Raw genomic sequence first — 24,215 nt, forward strand, 5'->3', positions numbered from 1 at the left:
CCTTTTAGTTTTACAGATTGAAGGGGCATGTCCGTGATTGGAGCAAACTATCCAGGTTGTCGAAGCCTGGATGATAGCTAATCATGATGAAGCTATTTGCGCCAACAAATAGCACCATGCCCTATTGTAAAAATGTAATTGTTTTATTTAACGCTTATTAATTGAAGTTCTTTTGAGACCATCAAATTAGCTCCTTAAATTGTTATTCTAATTTGATATTCTTTCTTTAGAATAATGCACTCATGAGTTTAATACGATTTACATAATCGGGTCCAGAATATCAGCTAGTCCATTCCTATAACAAAATTTATTTTTTATGTGTTGCCCATCATTTTCTTTGTATGCTTAAATTTTCAAACTTCACTGTTAAAAACCCATACCTCTATATTAATGAGGTTCCATAAGTTCTAATACGTATATAAGGAGAGGAGGAGTTAAGAAATGGCACAGAGAATGACACCACCTGAACGTATGATGGCTGTTATGTCCGGACAAAAGCCTGACCGTGTACCAGTGGTCCCTTTCGTATTAGGATATTCTTCAAAGATCACTGGCATATCGCTTGGTGACTTCTATGCGGATGGGAATAAGTGTTTTGAAGCTCAGTTCGCTTCAATGCGCCTGCATGGTTATGAGCAAACCCCGATGTATGGATATGCATCACTCGGAGCATTAGAATTTGGTGGCGAGATAGAGTATCCCTATGGTAAAGGCCAGGGTGCACCCTTCGTCAAAAAGCACCCGGTGAAAAACCTGGAAGACATCGAGAAGCTTGAAGTACCGGATTTTAAAAGAGAATTGCCCGGTGCATATAAAGAAGCAGATAAATTGGCAGCAAGATGCCATGCAATGGGAATGCCTGTTAGTGTGCAGATAGGCAGTACATTTACTGCAGCCTCGGTCGTTGCGGACACATCTGAATTTTTGAGCTGGCTTATCATGGAGCCAAAGGCTGCACACTCACTGCTGAATAAAGTATGCGATATGTTCATCAATGCTATAGATTATTTTGCAAATAAGTATGGTGCAGAAAACATGCTTCCTTTCGATGGAGGGCCTTCAGAATCAAATACCATGATCTCGCCTGAAATGTTTGCTGAATTCGCATATCCTTATATGAAAAGGATCCATACTCATTTGAAAGAACTTGGAGTACATGCTGTACTTATGCATCCGTGTTCTGATCAGAACAAGAATATCGAACATTATGTCAAATTAAGGAATGAGCTGGCATGGTCTGGAAAATATGTCTGGCTCTTTGGCCCGGAAACCCCCATCAAGGATCAGATTAAAGCTTTTGGTGACCATGATGTTATCTGTGGCAATATTAATCCTCCGCTTTTCCTGACCAGCTCATATGAAGAAGCTCTGGAAATCTGCAGACAGACAATACTCGAAGGTATGAATTCACCATCCGGCTTTATTTTGTCTCCAGGTTGTGAATTCCCTGTCAATGCAGCACCTATAAAATTGATGGCCATGATGGACGCTGCAGAAATGTATGGTAGGTATGAATGAATTAAGCATCTGATTGCTTAACCATTCTTTTTTCTGAATTTGTAATCTCTGAAACAGCGCTTACTTCCGAAGAACTCAACCCCTTAAAAGGAAAAAACAAAATTATTTAATCTGAGTGTATAATACTACGTTCATACCATCCCAATGATATCTAAAAAAAGGGTTTCAAACTATGAGCAGCAAGAAAAATATTTTACCTGCGGATTATGGAGACTGGCTTTCCAGCCTGAAACGGCGGATAACCGGTGCCCTTTAACCTATCTTGCTGTCTGCTAATGAAGAGCATATCCGACTTTATCACGATATTGGTCGTGATATCCTTAACCGCCAGAGCCGAGAGGGCTGGGGTGCCAAGGTGATCGAAAAGCTCTCCATAGATCGGCGTGAAGCTTTTCCGGATATGAAAGGCTTGTCGGCCACCAATCTCAAATATATGCGGTTCTGTGCCCAGAATTGTCCTGATCTTAGATTTGGTCAGCAGTCTGCTGACCAATTGCCTTGGTTCCATATCATCGCCCTGCTCACAAAGTGGAAACTTCTGAATTGCAGGAATGGTATGCCAGGGTGCTGCCATTACCAATTTCCAGCAACGTCTTGAATCGCCACTGGCAGGCCTTGCAGTCCAGGTCCTCAAAGATCCATACCACTTCGATTTTCTCGGCCTTGAAGACGAGGCTCATGAACGAGATATCGAGAACTCCTTTGTACGTCACATAACTCATTTCCTACTGGAGCTAGGTGCTGATTTTGCCTTTGTGGGACGCTAGGTAAGGCTTGAAGTGGAAGGCGGCGAGTTCTTTATGGACCTGCTTTTCTACCATACCCGTCTGAAATACTACATTGTAGTCGAGCTCAAGGCCGGTGCCTTCAAACCCGAACACGTAGGCCAACTTAACTTAACCTTTCCGCAGTGGATGCACGATCAAGACACAGGAAGACCGTCCCACTATCCTTACCTTGGTCAATCCTTCAAGAAAAAGAAAACTCACGGACTTGAAAAACAACTCTTTGTTAAATTCGCTATACTTTGCAGTACGGATTCGGTCTTCCTGAGAAACAAGCTTTCTACCAATGTTGTAAAGTGATATGCCTTTTCACTCCGCTTATACTTAAAAAGATACTATCCAAGCGAAGTGAAAGGAATTAAGGCATCGAACTTAGAATATAACGCCCGAACCGGGATTCGAACCCGGGTCGAAGCCTCGACAGGGCTTCATGATAGGCCACTACACTATTCGGACGCTGCGGTTGCGAGCACCCCTATAAAGAGGTTTTTACATTTAAACCTTTCGTTGGGGATTAGGTCCCGCCTCCCAGACTCGAACCGGGGGCATCGCGGTGCCTGCGCGGTAATGTGTGACTGATGTCACATGACCATACTACAGCCGCGCACTCTACCACTGAGTTAAGGCGGGACAACGCGATTAATTTTAGAGGACGTGCCTCACGAGTATCACACTGATACGCATCATACTACTTAGCCTTTTCGGAAAAAACAGATATGAGTGTTTATCTAAACGGAGGGAAAGAAGGAGTGAGTTCCCCTTCTTTTCAAAAAGGACATCAGAATGTGTCCAGTTCACCCTTGATTAGCATCTTAGTTATGTCTGTCACATTGGCGAGCCGCTCATCAATGATGGAATAAGCTTCCGATCTGATAGACTCGAAGTGTGTTCCCTTCTTCGGGACGATCTGGGCACTTGCCACCAATGGCTGGTCTATGGGCTGCCCTATCTGGGAAAGTATCCTTATGTACACATCTTCAACATCAGGGACTTCCTTAACGATCTCCCTGGCCATCCTTGTGGAAAGCAGGTTGTAGATCTTTCCAATGTGGTTGATGGGGTTCTTACCGCTTGTAGCTTCCATGCTCATTGGCCTGTTCGGAGTGATAAGACCATTGCAGCGGTTACCTCTTCCCACAGAACCATCGTCACCCATTTCCGCAGAAGTGCCTGTGACGGTCAGGAACACAGATCCATGGTCCAGATTATCTGCAGTATTGACATAGGTATTGACCTTCCTTTCAGTGTATTTCAGTGCCATGTCATGGACGTAGCTGTTGATCTGCTGCTTGATACTGATATAGCTGTCCAGATCGTCAATATGCCTGCCCACCATAGCACAACCCACAGTAATGGTGATCTCATCGCCATCTCTCATACCCATGACCTTGATATCCGTGCCTATGCCCGGAATTTTCTTCTTCAGGTCATTGATGAGTTGCCTCTCAGTGTTATAGACAATGTTCTCAAGCTCTGAGAAAGGCGCATGCCCCACACCAAAGGATGTGTCGTTTGCAAAAGGCATCCTGTCCTTCCTGAACACATCCCTAAGGTCCGAAGAGCCAGTACCGAGTTTACAGTCCACTATGATGTCCCTCTCCAGGTCCATATCCACAATGTGCTTCCTCAGATACTGCCTGGCAGCTGAAAGTGCAACAGCATCAGTGGGTATCTCCACACCTTCGAACTCTTTGGTAGCCCTTCCCACAAGTAATGTGTAAATGGGCTGTATGACCTCTCCGCCACCGAATTTGGGGCAGGAGCGACCTGCAACTATCTGTGTTTCATCAGTATTGTGGTGCAGCACAACTCCGCATTTTTTTATATACTCAGCACATAAAGCACGGCTCACTGACTCAGAGAGACCGTCAGAAATGCTGTCAGGGTGTCCAATACCCTTTCTCTCAACAAGTTCGATCTGCTGTCTGTTGACAGGAGTTTCCGTCAAAGGTTCGACCTTGATGTTCCTGATCATTTTAATCCTCTTTAAAGTAAACAAATCTAGCTATTAATGTATTTTTATAATTCTCAATGAATTTGTATAATACTAATGCATAGTCATATTTAAGACTAACCACATCCCTCATAACCAATAGTAATAACAAGAGTGCAGAGAAGAGATAACAAAAAAGCACCAAAAGCCAGGTAGATAATAACAACAACTTCGATCACTTATACAAGACAACTTATACTATAGTGAGTATATGAAGCCTTATATGTCAGGAAAGTATTCCTCAGGTCAGTCAGAACCAGGAGAATGCACCCGGAAGTAAGAAAAATGATACGCATTGCAATACCCAATAAAGGAAGACTGCACGACCCAACCGTGGAACTGCTAAAGGAAGCGGGCCTGCCAGTGCTTGAAGGGGGCACCAGGAAGCTTTTTGCAAAGACAACGGATCCTGATATCACCATCCTTTTCGCAAGAGCTTCGGACATACCGGAATATGTACAGGACGGCGCCGCAGATGTCGGAGTAACCGGCCTTGACCTTATCAGCGAGACCGGAGCACAGGTAGAAATGTTACTTGACATGGGCTTCGGAAGGGCCAACCTCGTACTTGCTGTCCCTGAAGAATCACACCTCACCACACCCCAGAGCCTTGAAGGTAAAAGGATAGCCACAGAATTCCCCAGCATAACATCAAGGTATTTCAAGAACCTGGGCGTCAATGTGGAGATCATTAAGGTCAGCGGTGCCTGCGAGCTCACACCCCATGTCGGCGTTGCAGATGCCATAGTGGACATCTCAAGTTCGGGAACCACACTTGCCACAAACCATCTGAAAATGATCGATAAGGTATTTACCTCCTCTGTCTACCTCATCGCCAACAAAAAGACCAGTGCAAACAACAGCAAAGTAGAACAGATAAGCACCTCCATCGAAAGCGTACTGAGGGCAAAAGGCAAACGTTACCTCATGATGAACGTACCCGAAGCATCCCTGGAAGCTGTCAAGCAGGTACTTCCGGGCCTTGCAGGTCCCACGGTCATGAAGGTTGAAGCCTCGCAGTCCATCCTTGCAGTACATGCCGTAATAGATGCTGATCTCATTTTCTTCACAGTGAACAAGCTAAAGGCCGTAGGTGCAACAGACATACTCGTGGTGCCCATCGAAAGGCTTATGCCCTGAAGGTTATAGCATGGAGTTCGAAGTCATCCCCGCAGTTGATATGAGAGGCGGTAAATGTGTCCAGCTTGTTCAGGGAGTTCCCGGAAGTGAAATGGTTTCCCTAGATGATCCGGTGGCTGTTGCACTGGATTGGATAGCACAGGGAGCAAAGACTCTGCACCTCATAGACCTGGACGGAGCACTGGACGGAAAAAGGATCAATGCACCTATCATCGAAAAAATAGTGCATGAAGGCAAGGACAGGGGAGTAATGATCCAGATAGGAGGAGGCATTCGTTCCTTTGAAGATGCTGCACATCTCCTGAAGCTTGGTGCAGACAGGGTCATACTGAGCACAGCAGCCCTGCGTGAACCGGAACTCGTTAAAAAGCTGGCCCGTGAGTTTGGAAGCGTGCACATAAATGTAGCTCTGGATTCAAAGAACGGAAAAGTAGCCATAGAAGGCTGGAAGAAACTCTCGGAATTCACCGCAGTGGAGATGGGACAAAAGTTCGAAAAGCTGGGAGCAGGTACTCTGCTTTTCACTAACATCGATACAGAAGGCCTTATGCGTGGAGTAGATCCGATACCAACTGCCGAATTGGTGAAAGCCGTAAGCATACCTGTAATTGCCTCAGGAGGGATCACCACCCTTCAGGACATACTCACTATCCGGGCAACCGGTGCATGCGGAGTGGTTGTGGGCAGCGCGTTGTACACAGGCAAATTCACCTATCCTGAAGCTCTTAATATCCTGAAAGAGCAGAAAAAATAACTAAATATGGCCTGATATACTCTAATCTATAAATACAAATATAATACATTAAAAAGCAAGTGAAACTTATGAGGAAGGCAAATATCTCCCGCAAGACCAAGGAAACCGACATACAGATGGAGCTCAACATGGATGGGAGCGGTATTTCCGACATCTCTACAGGCATAGGTTTCTTAGACCACATGCTGCATGCATTCTCAAAACATGGTAATTTCGACCTTGTGGTCAAAGCCGAAGGAGATCTGATCGTGGATGATCATCATCTCATAGAGGACACCGGTATAGTACTGGGACAGGCAATAGCACAGGCCTTGGGAAACTGTACAGGGATAGCCCGTTTCGGTGAGGCTAGGATCCCTATGGACGAAGCTCTTGCCTCAGTAGCCCTTGATATGGGAGGGCGCAGCTATCTAATACTGGATGCTGCCTTTACTGCTCCGAAGGTAGGAGAGTTCAGTACCCAGATGGTGAAGCACTTCTTCGAATCCGTAGTGAACAATGCTAAGATCAACATGCACGCAAGTGTATACGGAGACAATGACCATCATAAAATAGAGGCTCTTTTTAAGGCATTTGCATACGCCCTGCGCAGAGCCGTAGTGGTGGAAGGCGGAGGCATCAAGAGCACAAAAGGTGTACTCTGACCTCATTTTGTCACATTTTAGTACTCAGAATTTGCTTTTCAGCCTCTCATAAAAGGCATGTTCATTTCCGTTCGTTCTGCGCAGCAGTCTTTCTACTATTAGTTCCGGTGTACTCCGTGCCACATAATTGTAGCGCGGAGTCCGGTCCACAATAAGGTTAAGGTCGCAGTCCAAGCCACTTGCCTCGATGCCATCCACCCTTACATTGCTTTGAGTATTTTCCAGTATGAGCCCGGACAGGTGGGACACGAACACAGCCAGACTTTTCTCGTTCTCTGACAGCATTTCCAGGATACCGGAAATGATCCTGGCAGAAGCGCCGGGTTCCGTGATCGACTCCAGCTCATCCACAAGCACCATCTTGCCTGAACCATCGGACACCACTGAAAAGTCGATCAGTGTCGTTTCAAATGCACCTGCATCCAGAGTACCCTTGGATTTGGCAAAGTAGTATAACCCATCAGTTAGCCCTATCTCCATGGCCGCTGCCGGTACGGGAAAACCCATGTGCGACAGGATGATGCACTGTGCCAGCAATTCCAGAAGTGATGTCTTCCCTCCGGAATTCACTCCACTCAGAAGCACTATCCTGTTCGTATGTTCTTTAGGACTAAAAGATGTTTCACCAACCGTATAATCTATAGGCACTACTGTGCCATGCCTGGATCTAAGGAACAGGTTCTCTGCATTTTCAAAACCTATTCCTGTTCCTTCTATAAGTCCGGGAAGAGAAAGACCATATTCAGAAGCGAAACATCCAATGGTAAAGCCAACATCGAAATCCAACACTTCTTTTACCATTTTCCGGATAGTCTCCCGAAGACCCACAAGTGAACGTGCCACGTGCCTCTTATGCTCTATCTTTCTTTTTGCGATCCTCTCTTTTACATACTGCTTCATAGCAGTTACCTGTGTCCTGTCCGCCTCCACCGGATGGCTGATGCTCTGCGGGAATAGCGCATCAAGGAAAAGGATCTCTTTCTTTTGCAGGGAAAGGGTTGTACAGATGTTTTTTCTGGCCTTTTCCACCACTGAAACATAATTATGACGCAATTGGTTCTCCAGCACTGATTTTAGTTCACTGCTGTCGTGCATCATCCTCAGCATGTCCTGACCACTGAGAACGAGCTGGCTGTCCCTGAGACTTTTACCCAGCTCCTCATTGGCAAAGGCATTTGAACCCACCACTGCAGCATCTATTCCTTCAAGTATCACTGTAAGCCGGTCTATCTCAGGATCGGTCCCTGCCCTTACATCGCCATTCTCATCTATCATGCAGACGGCTTTTTCCAGCTTATCCAGAGTTGTATCATCCACCTCTTGCAGGAAAGTCATACCTGCGGCTCTTATAGTTCTGGTGATCTGAATGGAGTTCTCTATGATCTGCAGATTACGTGCTACAAGAGAGATCTCATTCTCGGGAACTATCTTCCACTCTTCACAACTTTCCAGGTCAGGAATTACCTCGATCTCCACATCCTCTGGAAACTCGCTGGAAAAGAGGGCATCATCTGCGGCTATGACATGAGAATATCCTCTTGCCGAATCCACTATATCGGCCAGGGAACTTACAAGGTGCACATCCATATACTCGCCGAACCGCTTCTTTGCCTTTTCAAGCCTTTTTGGGTCAGCGGTTATGATGACCCTGTCCCGCACCCTCACAAACTTGAGCTTCATATTGAGTGGTTTCACTCCACTTAATAAAGATAGAAAGCGTTCGTTTCCCCTGAGCATAGCAGCATGTTCTATGTGTTGTGCCACTGAACTCCGTATAGATTCGATCCGGTCCCTTCTGGAAACAGGATAAGGGAAAAAAGTATGCATCTTCTCCCTGGCATAACCGGTGTGAGCAAAGACCTTGATAATATCAAGTAATCTTTCATAGATATCCATAGCCTCGCGGGTTTTAAGAAAATCCTGTACCCTGGCACCTTCTATTATGGAGTTTACCTCCTGCACCAGAGATATCGCATATCGCTGCCCCACACCTTCCATGCATGATATGCTTGCCACATCACCGCTAAGAATAGCTTCAAGGGCATTCTGTTCGGTGCCGAAGTGTTCTATGAAACGTCTGGCCATTTTCTCCCCGATGCCGGGGATGTCATTCAAGGAACGAATGTTGTCTTTGTGTTTCATGCTCTCACGTACTCACATTTCAAAGAAATCCCCCAGTTTGCAGAGAGATATCCCCCGTTCCACCTTGTACCTGTCTTTCATAGACATGCTACTGACAGAGGAAGCGGCCTTGGGTTGGAACTTCTTAGCCTGCTTTCTGTTCCTCCTGCTGTCTATCATCTGGGAATCATAGTACACATCCCATAGTTCCTCCACTTCATCTGATGCATTCATAGCTGCCAGATTCCCCAGGAATGAAGAAGCAACAACAATCGACCGGTCAAGACCTACAAAATTGCCGTTACCTATCCACGCTTTGTCCCCATGGACCACAGCTACCGGAAGGTCCGGATTCTTCCTGGCCAGCCACCTGCAGAACATATCTTCTATTCTGTGTTCCGGTTTGATATCAGCTGTAAGTATCCCTCTCACAAAAGCAGGCCTTACGAACATGCAAAGCCTGTGATATGAAAGATTCACATCCCGCATGCACCGATAACATCGTTTTTGTAGTTGGGTCTTACCTGAAAATAAGGAAGGAACATCATCGGATAAACTCAAAGTTCTCACAAGCTCTGAAGGGTCACAATGTGAGTGTCTGAGCACCAGATCTATGAAATGGATCGGATCGGGCTCTTTCCTGCGGGAGAACTTCACATGACGGTCCCAGTGTGTTCCTAAAACACACGCTGCAAGCTCCGTGGTTGATAGTGCCGACCCAAAACCAACAAGTTCAAAATCCTTTTCCACTCCTGCAAAATCTATCTTCCTTTGCAGTTCGTCCAGATCTTCGGCAAACATAAGGTGTGCATCCGGTAACTGCCGTAGTTTCAGACAGGCAAGCAACACTCCCTCCACAGTTGTCCTAAAGCCGATGATCAGGAACATACCTCCATGAAGGTGGAAAGATTTGTCTGGCAGCGACCCTTGATTTTAATGTAAGGTCTTGCCCGCGTAATGACCACACCCATGCGAGCAAGTTCCTGCTCGCAGTTAACTGGCCTGGATTGTATTATACGACTGGCACTCACGGGTCCTATCCCCGGAACCAGCAACAATTCCTGCAGACTCGCATTGTTGACATCTATAGGGAACATCTCGAGGTTGCATTGGGCAAGCAGGATCTTTGGATCCTGATCTTTCAGGAAACCTGTATCCGTATATATTTCATCAAGATCTCTTGCTTTCAGGCCATAATCCTTGAGCAGGTAAGATGTCTGGTAGAGTCTGGCCTCCCGCCATTGAGGCGAAGGAGCATTGTGTTCAAGAGGTGTGTCCGGCACCGGGTCAAAGCTCATGAAATAAGGTCTTCTTAGATCGTATTTATCCATGAATTTGTCCACAGTCTGCACAATATCCCTGTCAGATTCATCGGCAGCACCCACAACGAACTGAGTGTCATTGGCCCCGATGATGCGGCCCCCGTAACCAACTTCTTTCCTCTTTTCTTTTATAAGCTCCTTTGTCCATTTCAGGCGCTGAAGGACATCGTTACTGTAGTCAAAGTTTGGGCACACTTCAGAATAGTTGATACTGCTGGTTGTCTCAGCATTGACCCCGAACTTGTTTGCCACATCGGCTATTTCTTCCAGCAGGTACTTAGGGGTTCCTGGCATAAGCCTCATATGTATGTATCCCCGGAAACCCTGAGCACGTAATTTTCTGGCCACTTCAAGCTGTTTTTCAGAAGTATTCTCAGCATCCCCTATTACACCGGAGGACAAGAACAGGCCCTCTACAGCATTTCGCCTGTAGAATGACCATGTGATCTTTACGATCTCATCCGGGGACAGTGATACACGGGGCGTATCTCTTTCACATCTGTTGGGACAGTATGTACACTCCCCTGAACAATAATTAGTAAGCAATGTTTTGTAAAGCTGGATACACCTGCCGTCAGGAGCAAAAGCATGGCATACAGCACTCTGGTTGCAACTATCATATTTAGTACCTGATGCCAAGTAGCGCATGCGCTCCGTGAGGGTCTTATGCGCTTCATTGGGAGTTTTCACACGGCTCACAATGAAGTGAGTGATGATTGAATATAAAACAGAACTGTAAGCAATGTGAAAGTATTAAGAAGGTATAGGAAGATATGATTTATTCACATAAGGCGTGAACAGTTAGCTCTCATCCTTTACCTTGATATTGATCTTCAATTTAGTGACAGCTTCAAGTTTCTTCCATTCGACCGTTGCATCCTTTTCAAACCTGCAGTTCTTCACAGTCTTGTCCGGGAGTTTACCATCCACTTCATACACAAAGAAACCTTCTTCGCCGTTGGTGGAGACCACATTCTCAAAATCATTATCCTGCCGTACTTCCACAACAGCAACTTTTTTCAAGGCTTCCAGCAGAGTTGTACCCTTGGATACTTCTATGCTTTTAGTGGGTGCAAGTATGTCCAACGCAGAAACGATGTTCTTGTTGTTCAGTTTCAATACATGGGTTTTTCCATACACCTTGCGCTCTATCAGTTGAGCTTCTTCGAGGATGGTTGCATGCTTCGCCGCCACCGGAACAGAGATGGCCAGTTCTCTTGCCAGTTCGGAAATATGCATATCACCCTCGCACAGCTTCTCCAGCATCTTCAAGCGTGTATCGCTACCCAGGGCACTGAATACCTTAAGGCGTTCAGTGTTGTCCAGGTCTTGAGGGTCATTGTTATCAGATGGGCTCATATATATCAAAACTATCTTTTATACATATATAAAACATTCCCCGATAATAGCTTATAGGAACATATATTTCATTTCAACACAATATATATGTAAAAAATATCTTTGAGTAAGGAATCACAAAACATATCATATATATTACTTGTTCCTACCTGCTCCTCCACATAATGCCCGTATCTGTGTTCTAAGCTTCCAGTCCAGTTCAGACAGGCCGTGAGTTTCAAATTCATGAGTAAGAAACCTTGGTTTAACGAAATCTACTATTTTCCTGCATTCCTTTTGAGTAAAAGGCATATGCTGGTCTATTTTAGATATATGTTCCATGACAGCAATAAGCCGTTCGTGGAAAGAAAGGTCATAATAACCCGCCGGCATCCCTTTCCTTGCCACTTGCATCTGATAATCACCCGAAAGGCTGCAATGGAAATGCATCCCCTCTATCCTGTCAAGAATATCCTCCGGGTACCTGGCCAGCACCTCAAGCACTGAATCAATTGCACTTTTCTCATCAGTGCAATCCATAATGGCATTCATCAAATGGCCTGTGTCAAGAGTGAAAGCCCAGTTCTCGAATTCAAGAGAATTCACAAAATGCATTGTTGCAGCAGTATCCAGCAAGTTAAGGCCAGGCCACCAAAGATTTTCAAAAAAGAGCCTTACAGATGGCTCTCCCTTTGGAAGAAGGGATACTGATTCATTTAGAAACTCTGCTGTGGAATCCATAACTTCTATATCAGATACCCCGAAATCCCGGGTGAAGACGTGATCCAGTTCCACATAAGCAACATGAAAGACCCCGTATTCGGCATTTATAGATGCAGCATTCTCAAGTGCATTCCTGAAGTTTACTATCATGTCCTGACGATCATGCCCTCCGAAGAGGAAAAATTTCTCATTTTCATCCATCTCCTCATTGAAAGCACTTTCATCCATCCATGCACGGTGCCTTCCCATCCAATAAGGCAAATGTACGCCTTCGACTACCCCGGAAGGAAAATCCGGAAGAGGAGTATGGTCAACGAAAAGCTCCACACCGTCCAGTCCATGAGACCGCAGAAAAGATTCCACGTTGTTCCAGTCATTTCCAAAACGTGATAGGTCACTCTCATGAAGAGAGAAGTTCATTAATTCTTTAATGCTAAAACCTCACAATGATGTCCGACATATCTATGGAATGCATGACGATCCAACATCATTTTTCATCCATGATACCGTTCTTCGCCAGCCAGGATGTCATGTAAACCAGATTATCAACAATACTATCATAATCGTTCAGCAAGTCCTCAGGTGGCTTTTGGTTGCTTTGTAGTAGATCCGGAAGCTGCCGGATAAGAGCAAGAGCCATTGTCCGGGCTGAAGTTTCAGGGAGCAGGCCCCAGGAAACCTCATCAGCAATGTGTGTAATCGCCGACGTGGCTGCTACCAACGAGGGATTAAGGGACAATTCCCTCATATCTTTAAGGAAACGCATTTTACGGTTTTCACCTGCCATATGAGAAGCCACTTTCCAGCAATATGCTTCATCCACCCCAAACCTTTCAAGCCTTAAAAGCATATTGCGCTGAGAAATAGGTGTAAGTTCCGACTGCATTTCAAGCGCTTTTTTGGTGGCCTCAATAACACACTTTCCTATTAGTTCGCCTAGTTTAGAATGCTTGCCTGCATCCGTGAGCTTCAGCTGGCTTGTCATATCACTTATCACAGCAATCATATCCGTACCCGAACCTGTAGCTATACCCTGCGAATACCTACTTGGGACCATTAGTTCCTGCAGAGCCACTGTCTTTGCTTCAGTGGCGGTCATGATTACACGGGACATTACATATTCGGGCAGATCCGCATTTATTACAAGAATAGTGTTGATAGTTCCATTTAGAGGAAAATGGCTTCCTTTCTCCTGGTAATATGAAGCCGGATCACCGACTCTGCCTCCGTTGATTTCCACACCGCCTGTTACGATAGCTGTAACCTCTAGGCCCCTAAACCCCTTACTTATTATAGCTACGTTCTTCATGTTAGCAGCAGTCAGCATCCCAGAACTTTTTAAGGGGTCAAAGCCCAATTTTGAAGCCAGCTGAGAAAGGTAAGCGGATACGTTGCCTCCTTCCAGTTCCTCTCCATTTTTTACCCCACGTGGAATCTGGTTATTGATAATGCATTCCAAGTCTTCCCGATAACCTCCATTAAACCACGAAGTTGTAAGCGTACGCCTACCTTTGGGAAGCTTCAAAACTATAGAATAATCCTTTCGGTAAACTTTCTCTCCAGCCGGAAATTCCAATAACATATGTTGAGCAACTTCTTCCTCACCTTTGGGAATTTCCTGGCATCTTTCATTCAGAGGGGACCCACTATCCATGATAATCTACCTTATAAAATGAATCTGCATCTCTTACTGTTCCTGAAAAGGTACTTGAATACCTGAACAGCAAAAAGAATCTGTGCAAAGGTTGTGAGTATTGACTATAAATAGATGGTGTATGAGAGGGGAAAGTAAGAATTATACATTGCCTGCTGGAATTCGGGAAAATGAATTAGAAATTGGAAGGAAACCATGCAAATTGATGAAAAAACACGACAACAATTAAAAGAAGTTAAGAGATCTGTAAAGACCAGTAAAAAGCAAAAAGAGGAGGATAAGAACGAAATAAAAAGAAATATGCTAGGTTTGTAGTTTAACTGCAGAGAGAGTTTCAAAATGAAATTGTAATTTCTCATCCATCTCTTGAAAGTGTATTTAAGCCTCCCCATGGACAACGGACAGTTTTTCAGGAACATGCGCCTGCAGTTTTCGAACGTACAAGTACACCCACCCAAAAGTCATGATGGAACCCAGCACGTTTCCAAAGACCAGTCCCCACCAGACACCTGTAAGGCCCATTCCCAGATAATAAGAGAACAGGAAGGCAAAGAGGGGTGTCAGTATAAGTGACCGAATAATGGTGGCAATAAGAGAGCTTGCACCTTTACCGGTACCCTGGAACAACGATGAAGAAAGCAAACCCATGGCAGTCGTAGGATAGAAAAGGAAAGCTATCTTAAGAAAATTAGTTATATCCCCCGTTATATGGGCAGCCGATTCCGCCTGTGTGAAAACCGCAGCAATATAGGGTGCCAGAAAGAAAGTAAATACAGCAATTCCGGTTTCGATGACAATGCCCACTTTTACTGCGTAAATAAGCACTGGCATGAGCTTTTTGTATGATCGTTCACCATAAACGAAACCTGAGACGGTCATTACGGCGGTTCCAATGCCTACCAGGGGAGCTATAGCTATCATTACCACGCGCCACCCCACAGCATAGACAGCAACACCATCTGTATTATTCACTGCAATGATAACCAGGTTCATGATCACCATTGTAAGTGCCATAGATAACTGCTGCATAGCTGCTGGCGTGCCTACCCTGGATATTTCCTTGATGATACTCATATCCGGGCTGAAACCACGAAAATTGAAAGAAACGTATGTGTCGTTATCCAGAAACAGCCATTTGGCGATCATAACTGCTGTTATACCCAATGACAGTACAGTTGCCCAAGCCGCTCCTTTTATACCTAGCCCAAAGGTGTAGATGAACAACGGATCTAAGACAATATTGAGAACTGCACCCAATATCATAGCATACATCGCACGTTTGGCATCGCCCTCACTACGCAATATGGCACTGGCTACATTAATGAAGAATATGAGAATACCACCGGCAAATATTATGCGCCCGTAATCCATGGCGAGCCCGATAGTTTTACCTGCCCCCGCAACCAGAAAGATGGGTTTTGCAAAAATGAACAGAGGTACTGTGAACAGTACCGTAAGTACCAGCATGAGGAATATACTGTGTACCGCAACATTATCCGCAGCGCTTTTATCCCTGGCACCCAGTTTTCTGGATATGGCTGACCCTCCTCCCAAACCTAGACCTGTGGAAAGTGCGATCATGGCCATGAAGAACGGAAAAACAAAACCTATGGCTGCAAGGGCATCAGCACCAAGACCCGAGACCCAGAAAGTATCAACCAGATTGTAAACCGTCTGCACCGACATGGCAAGCATCATAGGCATACCTAATTTTAGGATAGCTTTCCGGGGATCGCCCATTAGTGTCCTGACACCAGTGGTCATATGACCTGGTTTGGTATCCTCATCTGTAACCGGACTTTTAATCATCTGTGACCTTCCTGCTTTGATTACACTTTGAAATATTCGTCCCCGCCCTCTGAATCATGCTCCTGAAAGCCAGTCTTTCCTCATCAGTGAAACCCTCCAGCAGCATGTCGTTCAGGTCTCTTGAAACAGACCACATGATATGACCCATATCCTGTCCCAGTTCCGTTAGAAATACCTTGTATGCCCTTCTGTCATCAGGATCTACAACCCTGCGCACATATCCGGCATGTTCCAACCGGGATATGGACCGTGCACTGGTTGCCCTATCGCATTTCAGGGCTGTTGCAAGGCGTTCCTGGCTAATTCCATCCTCATGCAGTAACAGCATGAGAAATGGGAATTGTGCATCGCCTATCCCGTAAGGTTCCAGTTGTCGTCCCATAAAGTTTCGGATGGATCTGAAAAGATGGGATATATCCCTGCCAATTGATTCCTGCTTCCTTAGTTTATCCATTACATTGGGTCCCATTTTGTTGCGTGCGCAATAATTGCATAAGCAACTAATAAACCTACCGCTGTAATATTCAGATGCGATTTGAGCTTGAGTATAGCCAAGATATTTATATTTAAAAAAATATATTATATTTGGTGATTGAATGCCTCTTATAACCTGGTCTGACAAGTATAGTGTGAATATAAAAGAGATCGATGAACAGCACAAGAAACTTGTAGGTATGATCAATGAGCTTCATGATGCTATGATGCATGCAAAAAGCAAAGAAGTCTCTGTCGAGATTATCAATAAAATGGCTGAATATACGAAATATCACTTTTCAACTGAAGAGAAATACATGAAGCAGTTCAGATACCCTGACTATGAAGTGCATAAGATCTCTCACGAAAAATTCGTTGAGCAGGTACTTGAGTTCAAAAAAGGATACGAGAGTGGAAAAACCGGATTGACCTATGATCTGTTGAATTTCCTCAAGAATTGGCTGGTAACTCACATACAGGCCAGCGATAAAAAGTATGCACCCTTTTTTGTTGAACATGGGCTGAACTGATTAGCCCCTAAATTACTTTTTTGTAGCCTGCCGGTACATCAACCATCTGCCCTGATAAGGTCTACTCCCATAAGTTCAAGGAATACTTCTTCCAGAGCAGGCTCTATGGTTCGCATTTCTATGATCCTGCCACCGTTTGTCACCACACGTCCTGTGATCTCATTGACAGCACCCATATCTGCTGTCACAAGAACGAATCTGTCTTCCAGGCGTTTCACACCTTCGATACAGAGGTCAGCAAGATCTTCGACCATGAACTCCAGCCTGTAAAGCACCTTGGAATGCTCTTTCCGTATCTGTGAAGCTGATCCAAGAGTTACCTGTTTACCATCCTTGATTATGAGTATGCGGTCACAGAGTTTCTCCATTTGATAAAGATTATGCGCACTGAAAATAATGGTCTTTCCATTTTTTTTAAGAGACCTGATATATTCAGTTATGAATCTGGAGGTCATAGGGTCAAGCCCTGAACCCGGCTCATCATAGATGAGAAGCTTAGGGTCATTGATAAGGGACCTTGCAATGGCGACCTTACGGCGCATGCCCTTAGAAAGATCGCCTATCCTCTTTCCTGCTGCATTAAGAGAAAGATCAGTAAGCAGAGCAGTAATTCTTTTTCGGGCAATGTGCTTGTCTATATCGTACAGCTCCCCGAAAAAAAGCAGGTAATCTTCCACATACATACCTTCGTACAGAGGAGATTCTTCCGGCAAAAATCCGAGGATGGATTTTACCCGCACAGGGTCCACAGATATATCAACACCGTTTATCTGTATGCTACCTGCCGTAGGATGGACCAGACCACTGAGCATTTTTAGAGTAGTTGTCTTACCTGCCCCATTGGGACCTACAATACCGAAGATCTCACCTTTTTCCACACTGAAACTTAACCGGTCTACGGCAACAAATTCACCGTATTCCTTTCTCAAGCCTTCCACTTCGATCATGTACAGAAATGAAATAATACTTCAAATTATATATAATTACTTGATGTAATTCTTCTAGGCAGCATCTCTTCTCGAAGATACCGTATTCATCAAACCCTCGTTCTATTATCATGAACACACGGAACACAATACTTGTTGCCAGGTTACGAAAATACCTATCATAATGGCTACTGCATTTAGTGCCTGCAATGGAACTGGGACATCCTGCATGTTCCATACTTATTAATATAATAAATACATTATATATTTTGATGCCAAGCTGGTATACAGTTGCTAAATGGGAATTTTTCAGATCTGGAATGAAGTTCAGCCGCAGGTCTGTACTTGCGATCCTTTTCACATTACTGCTGCTCGCAGTTGTATCGTATGCAGTATCCCTTACAGGAATGAATCTTGATCAAAAGATATACAGTGTTGCTTCTTCTTCCCCAGAACTAAACACTATAATAGCCAGTGATGATAGATTTGATGTATTGCCTGCAGATAGTCAGGATGCAGATATAGCAATTGCAGAGGACCGTGCATATCTGTCAGGAACAAAAAAATCAATTGCAGCTGCTGATGCATTAGAGAAGGTATTCATTAATTACAGAGAAATTGTCCTTTCATCATACAACGATATTAACAACAGCCACCCGGTATGGGTTACCATCCATGACCTGGACAGGCCCGAGAGCTTCCAGGTACTGGGAAGCGCCATGAAGAAGGATGATCAGTTATCGGATACTGAGAATGAGAACGCAGATGGTACCGGAGAATATAAAGGAATCTCAGCTACAGGTAAACGAACTTCACACACTATTTTGCCGGAAGATATGGAGGACCTGGAAAATGCTAATTCGAAGGCATTATTTGAAAGGCAGACCATTGCCACACCTTCTAATTTCACGCCACCCATACCTTTCACAGCGATACTATACTCTTTCCTATTCATCTTTCCGATCTACTTTGTATCCCAGTTCTATTCTTCCAGTATAATGGAAGAGAGAACGAACCGCAGATGTGAGCTGCTGCTTGTGGCACCTCTTCGAAGCAGGGACATAGTGATTGGAAAAAGCATGCCGTATATACTCGTTGCCATGCTTTTGCTATCCGTTATCTCTTTTTACATAGAAAGACCTTCGGATATGCAGGAATTGAAAACATCCCTTGCAATGATAACAGTGATATTCCCCGTGTTGCTCCTGTTCTTTTCATTATCTTTTATCGCAGCTATATTTTCCCGCAGTTTCAAAGAACTGACATTTGCTATGGTATTCTTCTCGGTGATCGTTTCAGGATATGTATTCTTCCCTGCGATGTTCGCAAATGTGCATACAGTGAGCTCTATATCGCCAATGACACTCATAGTGAACCTGATCGAAGAGGGAGAAATAAGCTTTGGAACGTATATTTTCTCCACATTACCTTTTTATCTAGTTGCATTGAGCCTCTATGGCTTTGGTACGGCTATATTCAGAGAAGAGGATCTTTTCAGCCAGAAGACCATCCCCGAAAAGGCTATGGACTGCCTGGAAATATTCCTGTCGACCCCTATGGGTTCTGTATTCACCCTTAGCATTATATTCATTCCTTTTGTGTACATGGCTCAATTGATGCTGATAGTGATGCTCTTCAACCTGCCACTTCCTTATTCAATTATTGCAATGATCATACTCTCAGCTTTTGTGGAAGAAATAGCAAAATCCATAGGTGTCTACACCATCATGAAGAGAGGTTTAAAACCGTTTAGCCTGAAAACTGCCGGAATGCTTGCATTGCTTGCAGGCGGTGGATTCTTCTTTGGAGAGAAACTCGTATCTGTAATAACTCTTGCACCAATTGCCTCCTCGGCTTTCGGGTCGGTAATGACCATGGGCGCAATGCTCCTGATACCCCTGTTATTACATGTGACAACCACTACGATCACTTCTCTGGGAGTGTACTTTACAGGTCATCGATACTACATATTTTTCCTGTTAGTTGCAACGGCGATACATACAATGTATAATACTTACCTGCTCAGGGGGCTTCTTTTTGGATAAGACAAAAGTATACCCGAAAAAGATCATGTCCATTGCCAGAAAGGAATACAGGGGACTATTAATTGAAAAGACATTCGTTCTTTCTGTGCTTGTTCAGTTGTTCATTGCTTCCTTTTCTGCCTTCCTTGTTGTAGGCCTCACATCCTTCTACGATCCAATGGCTCTGCAAGGCATGCAAATGAAAGAATCAAAGATAGGGATCATTGGGGACAGCGAAGGAGAGCTTTTCAAGTTAATGAAAATAAGCGATCTGGAGCCGGTGCAGTATGCAGATTTCGGGGAAGCATATACTGATTTCTATGACAGGAAGATAGATGCTATCATAAACATACCTAACGAAACAGCTGAAGGCAATAATCTGATCGATCTGGACATATATCTACCCAGGTCCGAACTGAAAGCAACCATTGTCTCGTTACAGTTGAAAAAGCCGCTTGAGAAGTTCGAACAAAGTGTAAGAAGTGTAAGAACTATGCGACTTGAGGGTTACACACCTCTTGATATTCAGATAATCCGGGGGAATAGAGGTTCATCTTCCAGCAAGCTGGAGTTCATCTACGTGGCACTTCTACCATTGCTGATGTTCACTCCGGCTTTCATATCAGGTGGGCTTGTTATTGACATGATAACCGAAGAATTCGAACGCAAGACACTGGAACTCCTGCTTGCTTCCCCTGTATCCCTGCTTGACGTAGTGGGAGGGAAAACGCTGGTAGCAACTGCTATCGCACCTGTGCAGTCCATAGCATGGATATTACTGCTGGGCCTTAATGGCATACATATCAGTAACTTCACTGAGATTATTCTTGTAGTGACCATGGTGTCTCTGATACTGGTGACTACGGGGAGCATAATAGCTGTCTTATGCAGAGAAAGAGGAACTGCCCAGCTGTTCTATTCGCTTGTACTTATACTTCTGTTCATGTCATCGTACCTGTACACCAATTCACCTCTTAATCTTGTTTCAAGGCTTTCACTTGATAGTATAAGAGGTCTGGAGGCTTTTGCATGGACTGCAGGATACATGTGCTTTGCTCTTCTGTTGCTGTGGCTACTGACCAGGGTAGTGGAAAACGAACATTTGAAGGTATGATATGAAAAGAACGGCACATGTCATTTTCAGTATTCTCATCATATTGCTTATCTCCATCTATCCCACCAGTGCATATGATTTTCAGCAGGAGGACATCTGGGTATATAAGGGAAGTTTTGAACTTGGGCCTGGGGAGAAGGCCAGCATTGAAAGATACACCCTGAAGGTCTATAACCTTGACCAGGAAGCTGCAGAGCCATCTGCCGTGATCCTTGTATACAAGAACGGTGATTTTAAAAAAACCTATTATGTGGATGCTGGTCCCAACAACCAGAGAATATACGATAATGACCTTAAGATCGAAGTGGCTGGAATTGCTTCAGGTAAGATCTCACTGGTTGTGTATGAACATGAATTTGAAAAGGTGTGGGTGTTGTCCACTCCTAAGGCCTCCCTTTCAAAGGGAGATGTGATGCAGGATGGAGCATATGCAATATCAATTACAAATTTCTCCACCAAAGAAGTGGACATCTCAGTTGCATCCCCATCCGGGAAATATGAGAATATTTTTGCTTTGCGGGACTACAAAAAGTATGACAATGCCTTCATGGTCAGGCTTGTTTATATCGACTCAGCTAAATCGCAGGTATTCATTGAGACATACCGACCCGGAAAACCAGACGTGGAAGTTGCCATATCTCCTTCGAATGATAGTTTTGAGGCTGATGAACCTGTTTCCTGCATTCTCAGGCTAACAAACAATGGTAGTTTGTCTCTCAGAGGCATCAAAATAGATAATAAGGCCAGTGAAGGTGTATTTAGCGAACAGACTTTGTCACTGGAAACCCTGGCACCGCTGCAAACGGTGGCATTAGCCATGGGACTTGAGATTCCTGCCGCTGCAACAGGCAGGTCCATATCTGTCACCACAGAAGTATCAGGCGGTGATTATTCAGGAGATGCATACTATGCAACAGATGCGCACGATTTCTTTATTGGTCCCTATATTTCCATAACCAAGGAAATCAGTGGTAATAAAAGCCTTTCCGGGAAAAATATTGCTTCAACCCGAGAACAGCTGAAGGTCAGCCTGAAGCTGAAGAACATGAAGGATTTACCCGTAGCATTAAAAGTAACAGACAGCGTGCCTGAGTCTTTCAGGTTACAGGATACAGGGAATCTTGAGTGGGAAATGCAAATCGACCCGCATACTACGAATGAGGTCACTTACATTGTTACCCCAAGCATTCCCGGTAATTTCACGTTGGGAAATGCTGTTGTCACCTGGGAGGACAATGGGAATATGTATGAGGTGACATCTGTTGCTCCTGAGGTACTGGTGAACGGTTCTTATGTAGTTGCAGAGAAAGCTGTGAACACCGGATATGCAATGGAAGGAGAAATTGTTACTGTAACTTTGCAGGTATCCAATATGGGTGATAAGGAAGTTGAGGTCAGTATACATGACAGCATGCCTGTAGATGCTGATCTTGTCACCGGGAGCCTGGAGTGGGCCGGTAAACTCGCTCCCGGGGAAACGTCACTTCAAAGCTATGAGATAGTATTTTCAGAAGCTGGAGAATACATACTACCTGAATTTGAGATTGATTATACCGACAACCAGATGAAAGAAATGACAGTGTACTCGGAACAGGTGGAAATGTACATTGACAGGGAAGTTGTATCCGAAGACCCTGATGAATATGAAGCTTCCAGCATGACATCTGCTATAAACGAACCGCAGGCCAGTGAACTTACAAACGTGCAGGCTGCGGGCTTCCTTGTGTCTTCCTTCTTGAGTTTGCTGTGTATTGTAGCGTTGATACCTGTAGCAGTGTTTTATTTCATAAGAAAAGTATATAATTAATAGATTAATAATATAGTTCAGGTCTGTTCGACAAAATATGCTATGAGGATACTATGGACGTTGCATATTCCCTTATCTCACTGATAATATTTGCCCTGCTGACGTTGCTGGCGATCGTACTCATGGTGTATGTATCTTCGGCAGTTGCCATACTTGCTCTTTTAATGGTGCCTCTCATGTGTATTTTCATAATGCCTGATACTGCACTGTCTTTCCTAGCTTTCAGACATGTAGTGCTTGCAGAAGGGAATGTACCCATAAACAACTACCATGTGCTGATGTTCGTCTGGTCAACGCTCATTGGCATAATCGTTTATTCGGAAATCTTCACCTGGTATCTGGGAAGAAGAGAAACTAGGAAGATGCCAGTAAAAGCTGCGAATACAAAGCATGCAAAAAATATCATAGCTTCTGCCAGAGGCATTGTTTCAAAGGCGGGTTCTTTGCTGCATAGGTAAGGCGAAATATAGGAATTATTCTTTTGTGTACTCTACTTACTACATAATCATCCCAGAGCAAAATGGTCCCAAGATGAAGCCAAAATTAGGTTGAATGAAAAACAGATAGATGAATAGGTTCGTATCTGTTGGAAATGAATCCTACCGAAACTTAATAAGAATAATCACCAATATGAATGTGAATATGAACCGTGGTAAGATGACAGAGAACCAGATAGATAAGTACAAACAGGCTATAGTTCCAATATTAATCAAAAATGACGTTGATAAAGCCGGTATTTTCGGTTCATTTGCGAGGGGTGAGGCTAGAGAGGACAGCAATATTGACATTCAGGTCCATTTCAAGAGCAGAAAAAGCCTTTTTGACCTTGCCAGATTAGAACTGGAACTTGAAAAGGAATCAAAAAGGAAAGTTGAAGTTATCACCTATAGTTCCATAAATCCGCTTATCAAAGAACGAATCCTGAAAGAAGAAGTGAAACTACTATGACCCCAATTTAATCAACAAACTCTCTATTACAGGTTTTACTTCAGGAATCCCTTCTTTTACACTAAGCCAGACAACTTCAAGGTCCACACCAAAATAAGCATGTATCAATTTGTCCCTTATGCCTGCCAAGTCTTTCCACGGTACAGCAGGATACTTTTGCCTTACGTCATCAGGAATGTTCTTTGCTGCCTCACCAATTATCTCCAGTGCCCTTATAACAGCATATTGTGTCTTGATGTCCTCAATGAAATCCTCGAAAGTACAGTCACTGACAAAGTTCTCTGCTGCCTCCATGGCATTATAGATATCCTGCACATAGTCTTTTACGTCCCGAATACTAACCCCTCAGACAGCTTCTACTTCTTCAAGGATGTATTTTCCTATGGTGGGTTTCAATGAATTTTTCATGACTAAGTCCACTTTGACCTCCAAGGAATCAGAAAGGTAGTTCTCAAGATGAATGAACCTGAAAATAGTAGGAGTCTTACTGAACTCCACCAGCAGATCAAGATCACTCTCCGGGGTGTGCTCACCACGCACATATGACCCGAATATTCCGATATAACTTACATTATAATCCTTTTTCAACTC

At 44.2% G+C, this 24,215-nt stretch carries 23 protein-coding genes, 2 tRNA genes and 1 pseudogene; 12 read left to right on the forward strand and 14 right to left on the reverse strand.

Annotated elements, in window-relative coordinates; genetic code table 11:
• Positions 1-441: 441 nt before the first annotated feature.
• From ACCM36_RS05285 to ACCM36_RS05295, 3 genes and pseudogenes are all read left to right on the forward strand, one after another.
• Positions 442-1,518, forward strand: coding sequence for a uroporphyrinogen decarboxylase family protein (locus ACCM36_RS05285; RefSeq protein ID WP_370572707.1), 1,077 nt, complete (start codon positions 442-444; stop codon positions 1,516-1,518).
• A gap of 262 nt (positions 1,519-1,780) precedes the next feature.
• Positions 1,781-2,116 (forward strand): DUF1016 N-terminal domain-containing protein, encoded by a 336-nt coding sequence (locus tag ACCM36_RS05290; RefSeq protein ID WP_370572708.1) that lies wholly within the window; start codon positions 1,781-1,783, stop codon positions 2,114-2,116.
• Positions 2,070-2,603, forward strand: a pseudogene (locus ACCM36_RS05295) (PDDEXK nuclease domain-containing protein). Before ACCM36_RS05290 ends, ACCM36_RS05295 begins: the two are co-directional and overlap by 47 nt.
• A gap of 83 nt (positions 2,604-2,686) precedes the next feature.
• On the opposite strand, the gene ACCM36_RS05300 reads toward ACCM36_RS05295, so the two are convergent.
• From ACCM36_RS05300 to ACCM36_RS05310, 3 genes are all read right to left on the reverse strand, one after another.
• Positions 2,687-2,759 (reverse strand) — tRNA-Asp (locus ACCM36_RS05300).
• A gap of 63 nt (positions 2,760-2,822) precedes the next feature.
• Positions 2,823-2,933 (reverse strand) — tRNA-Tyr (locus ACCM36_RS05305).
• A gap of 148 nt (positions 2,934-3,081) precedes the next feature.
• Positions 3,082-4,278, reverse strand: a complete 1,197-nt coding sequence (locus ACCM36_RS05310; protein WP_370572709.1) for a methionine adenosyltransferase — start codon at positions 4,276-4,278, stop codon at positions 3,082-3,084.
• Positions 4,279-4,581: 303 nt separating this feature from the next.
• Here ACCM36_RS05310 and hisG point away from each other — a divergent pair, with 303 nt between their 5' ends.
• The 3 genes from hisG (at position 4,582) to hisB (ending at position 6,834) form a co-directional block, all read left to right on the forward strand.
• Positions 4,582-5,436, forward strand: coding sequence for an ATP phosphoribosyltransferase (hisG, locus tag ACCM36_RS05315; protein WP_370572729.1), 855 nt, complete (start codon positions 4,582-4,584; stop codon positions 5,434-5,436).
• A gap of 10 nt (positions 5,437-5,446) precedes the next feature.
• The gene (hisA, locus tag ACCM36_RS05320; protein WP_370572710.1) at positions 5,447-6,190 is read left to right on the forward strand and encodes a 1-(5-phosphoribosyl)-5-[(5-phosphoribosylamino)methylideneamino]imidazole-4-carboxamide isomerase; all 744 of its coding nucleotides are present in this window, start codon (positions 5,447-5,449) and stop codon (positions 6,188-6,190) included.
• A 68-nt stretch (positions 6,191-6,258) separates the two neighbouring features.
• Complete coding sequence (hisB, locus tag ACCM36_RS05325) at positions 6,259-6,834, forward strand: imidazoleglycerol-phosphate dehydratase HisB (protein ID WP_370572730.1); 576 nt, start codon at positions 6,259-6,261, stop codon at positions 6,832-6,834.
• Between the two features lie 24 nt (positions 6,835-6,858).
• Here hisB and ACCM36_RS05330 read toward each other — a convergent pair whose 3' ends face one another.
• The 8 genes from ACCM36_RS05330 to ACCM36_RS05365 all read right to left on the reverse strand — a co-directional run bounded on the left by ACCM36_RS05330 (position 6,859) and on the right by ACCM36_RS05365 (position 16,255).
• Entirely contained in the window at positions 6,859-8,976 is a 2,118-nt protein-coding gene (locus ACCM36_RS05330; protein WP_370572711.1) for a helix-hairpin-helix domain-containing protein, read from the reverse strand.
• Positions 8,977-8,988: 12 nt separating this feature from the next.
• Positions 8,989-9,843 (reverse strand): DUF4130 domain-containing protein, encoded by an 855-nt coding sequence (locus tag ACCM36_RS05335; RefSeq protein ID WP_370572712.1) that lies wholly within the window; start codon positions 9,841-9,843, stop codon positions 8,989-8,991.
• Positions 9,834-10,976, reverse strand: a complete 1,143-nt coding sequence (locus ACCM36_RS05340; protein WP_370572713.1) for a radical SAM protein — start codon at positions 10,974-10,976, stop codon at positions 9,834-9,836. The genes ACCM36_RS05335 and ACCM36_RS05340 overlap by 10 nt, the downstream gene beginning before the upstream one ends.
• A gap of 102 nt (positions 10,977-11,078) precedes the next feature.
• Entirely contained in the window at positions 11,079-11,636 is a 558-nt protein-coding gene (locus ACCM36_RS05345) for an ArsR family transcriptional regulator (protein ID WP_370572714.1), read from the reverse strand.
• Between the two features lie 135 nt (positions 11,637-11,771).
• The gene (locus ACCM36_RS05350; protein ID WP_370572715.1) at positions 11,772-12,758 is read right to left on the reverse strand and encodes a sugar phosphate isomerase; all 987 of its coding nucleotides are present in this window, start codon (positions 12,756-12,758) and stop codon (positions 11,772-11,774) included.
• Between the two features lie 67 nt (positions 12,759-12,825).
• Entirely contained in the window at positions 12,826-13,992 is a 1,167-nt protein-coding gene (locus ACCM36_RS05355; RefSeq protein ID WP_370572716.1) for an adenosylcobinamide amidohydrolase, read from the reverse strand.
• A 378-nt stretch (positions 13,993-14,370) separates the two neighbouring features.
• Positions 14,371-15,801 carry an MATE family efflux transporter gene (locus tag ACCM36_RS05360; RefSeq protein ID WP_370572717.1) on the reverse strand — a complete coding sequence of 477 codons (1,431 nt, stop codon included), beginning with the start codon at positions 15,799-15,801 and terminating at the stop codon, positions 14,371-14,373.
• Positions 15,794-16,255 carry a MarR family winged helix-turn-helix transcriptional regulator gene (locus ACCM36_RS05365; RefSeq protein WP_370572718.1) on the reverse strand — a complete coding sequence of 154 codons (462 nt, stop codon included), beginning with the start codon at positions 16,253-16,255 and terminating at the stop codon, positions 15,794-15,796. Before ACCM36_RS05365 ends, ACCM36_RS05360 begins: the two co-directional genes overlap by 8 nt.
• 142 nt (positions 16,256-16,397) lie before the next feature.
• Here ACCM36_RS05365 and ACCM36_RS05370 point away from each other — a divergent pair, with 142 nt between their 5' ends.
• The gene (locus ACCM36_RS05370; RefSeq protein ID WP_370572719.1) at positions 16,398-16,805 is read left to right on the forward strand and encodes a bacteriohemerythrin; all 408 of its coding nucleotides are present in this window, start codon (positions 16,398-16,400) and stop codon (positions 16,803-16,805) included.
• Between the two features lie 38 nt (positions 16,806-16,843).
• On the opposite strand, the gene ACCM36_RS05375 is transcribed toward ACCM36_RS05370, so the two are convergent.
• Positions 16,844-17,752: an ATP-binding cassette domain-containing protein gene (locus tag ACCM36_RS05375; RefSeq protein WP_370572720.1), complete on the reverse strand. Its 909-nt coding sequence runs from the start codon at positions 17,750-17,752 to the stop codon at positions 16,844-16,846.
• Positions 17,753-18,003: 251 nt separating this feature from the next.
• Between ACCM36_RS05375 and ACCM36_RS05380 the strand changes: the two genes are divergently transcribed.
• The 5 genes from ACCM36_RS05380 to ACCM36_RS05400 all read left to right on the forward strand — a co-directional run bounded on the left by ACCM36_RS05380 (position 18,004) and on the right by ACCM36_RS05400 (position 23,624).
• Positions 18,004-19,776 carry an ABC transporter permease gene (locus tag ACCM36_RS05380; RefSeq protein WP_370572721.1) on the forward strand — a complete coding sequence of 591 codons (1,773 nt, stop codon included), beginning with the start codon at positions 18,004-18,006 and terminating at the stop codon, positions 19,774-19,776.
• Positions 19,769-20,869: an ABC transporter permease gene (locus ACCM36_RS05385; protein ID WP_370572722.1), complete on the forward strand. Its 1,101-nt coding sequence runs from the start codon at positions 19,769-19,771 to the stop codon at positions 20,867-20,869. The genes ACCM36_RS05380 and ACCM36_RS05385 overlap by 8 nt, the downstream gene beginning before the upstream one ends.
• Position 20,870: 1 nt before the next feature.
• Positions 20,871-22,676, forward strand: coding sequence for a hypothetical protein (locus ACCM36_RS05390; RefSeq protein WP_370572723.1), 1,806 nt, complete (start codon positions 20,871-20,873; stop codon positions 22,674-22,676).
• A gap of 53 nt (positions 22,677-22,729) precedes the next feature.
• Positions 22,730-23,134: a hypothetical protein gene (locus tag ACCM36_RS05395; protein WP_370572725.1), complete on the forward strand. Its 405-nt coding sequence runs from the start codon at positions 22,730-22,732 to the stop codon at positions 23,132-23,134.
• 199 nt (positions 23,135-23,333) lie between these two features.
• The gene (locus ACCM36_RS05400) at positions 23,334-23,624 is read left to right on the forward strand and encodes a nucleotidyltransferase family protein (RefSeq protein WP_370572726.1); all 291 of its coding nucleotides are present in this window, start codon (positions 23,334-23,336) and stop codon (positions 23,622-23,624) included.
• Here the strand turns inward: ACCM36_RS05400 and ACCM36_RS05405 are convergent.
• On the reverse strand, positions 23,619-23,939 hold the full coding sequence (locus ACCM36_RS05405) for a DUF86 domain-containing protein (RefSeq protein ID WP_370572727.1): 321 nt from the start codon (positions 23,937-23,939) through the stop codon (positions 23,619-23,621). The genes ACCM36_RS05400 and ACCM36_RS05405 overlap by 6 nt on opposite strands.
• A gap of 30 nt (positions 23,940-23,969) precedes the next feature.
• Positions 23,970-24,215, reverse strand: a 246-nt coding sequence (locus ACCM36_RS05410; RefSeq protein WP_370572728.1) for a nucleotidyltransferase family protein, incomplete at its 5' end; no start/stop codon positions are given.

It is taken from the genome of Methanomethylovorans sp. (assembly GCF_041305605.1).
Classification (GTDB): Archaea; Halobacteriota; Methanosarcinia; order Methanosarcinales; family Methanosarcinaceae; genus Methanomethylovorans.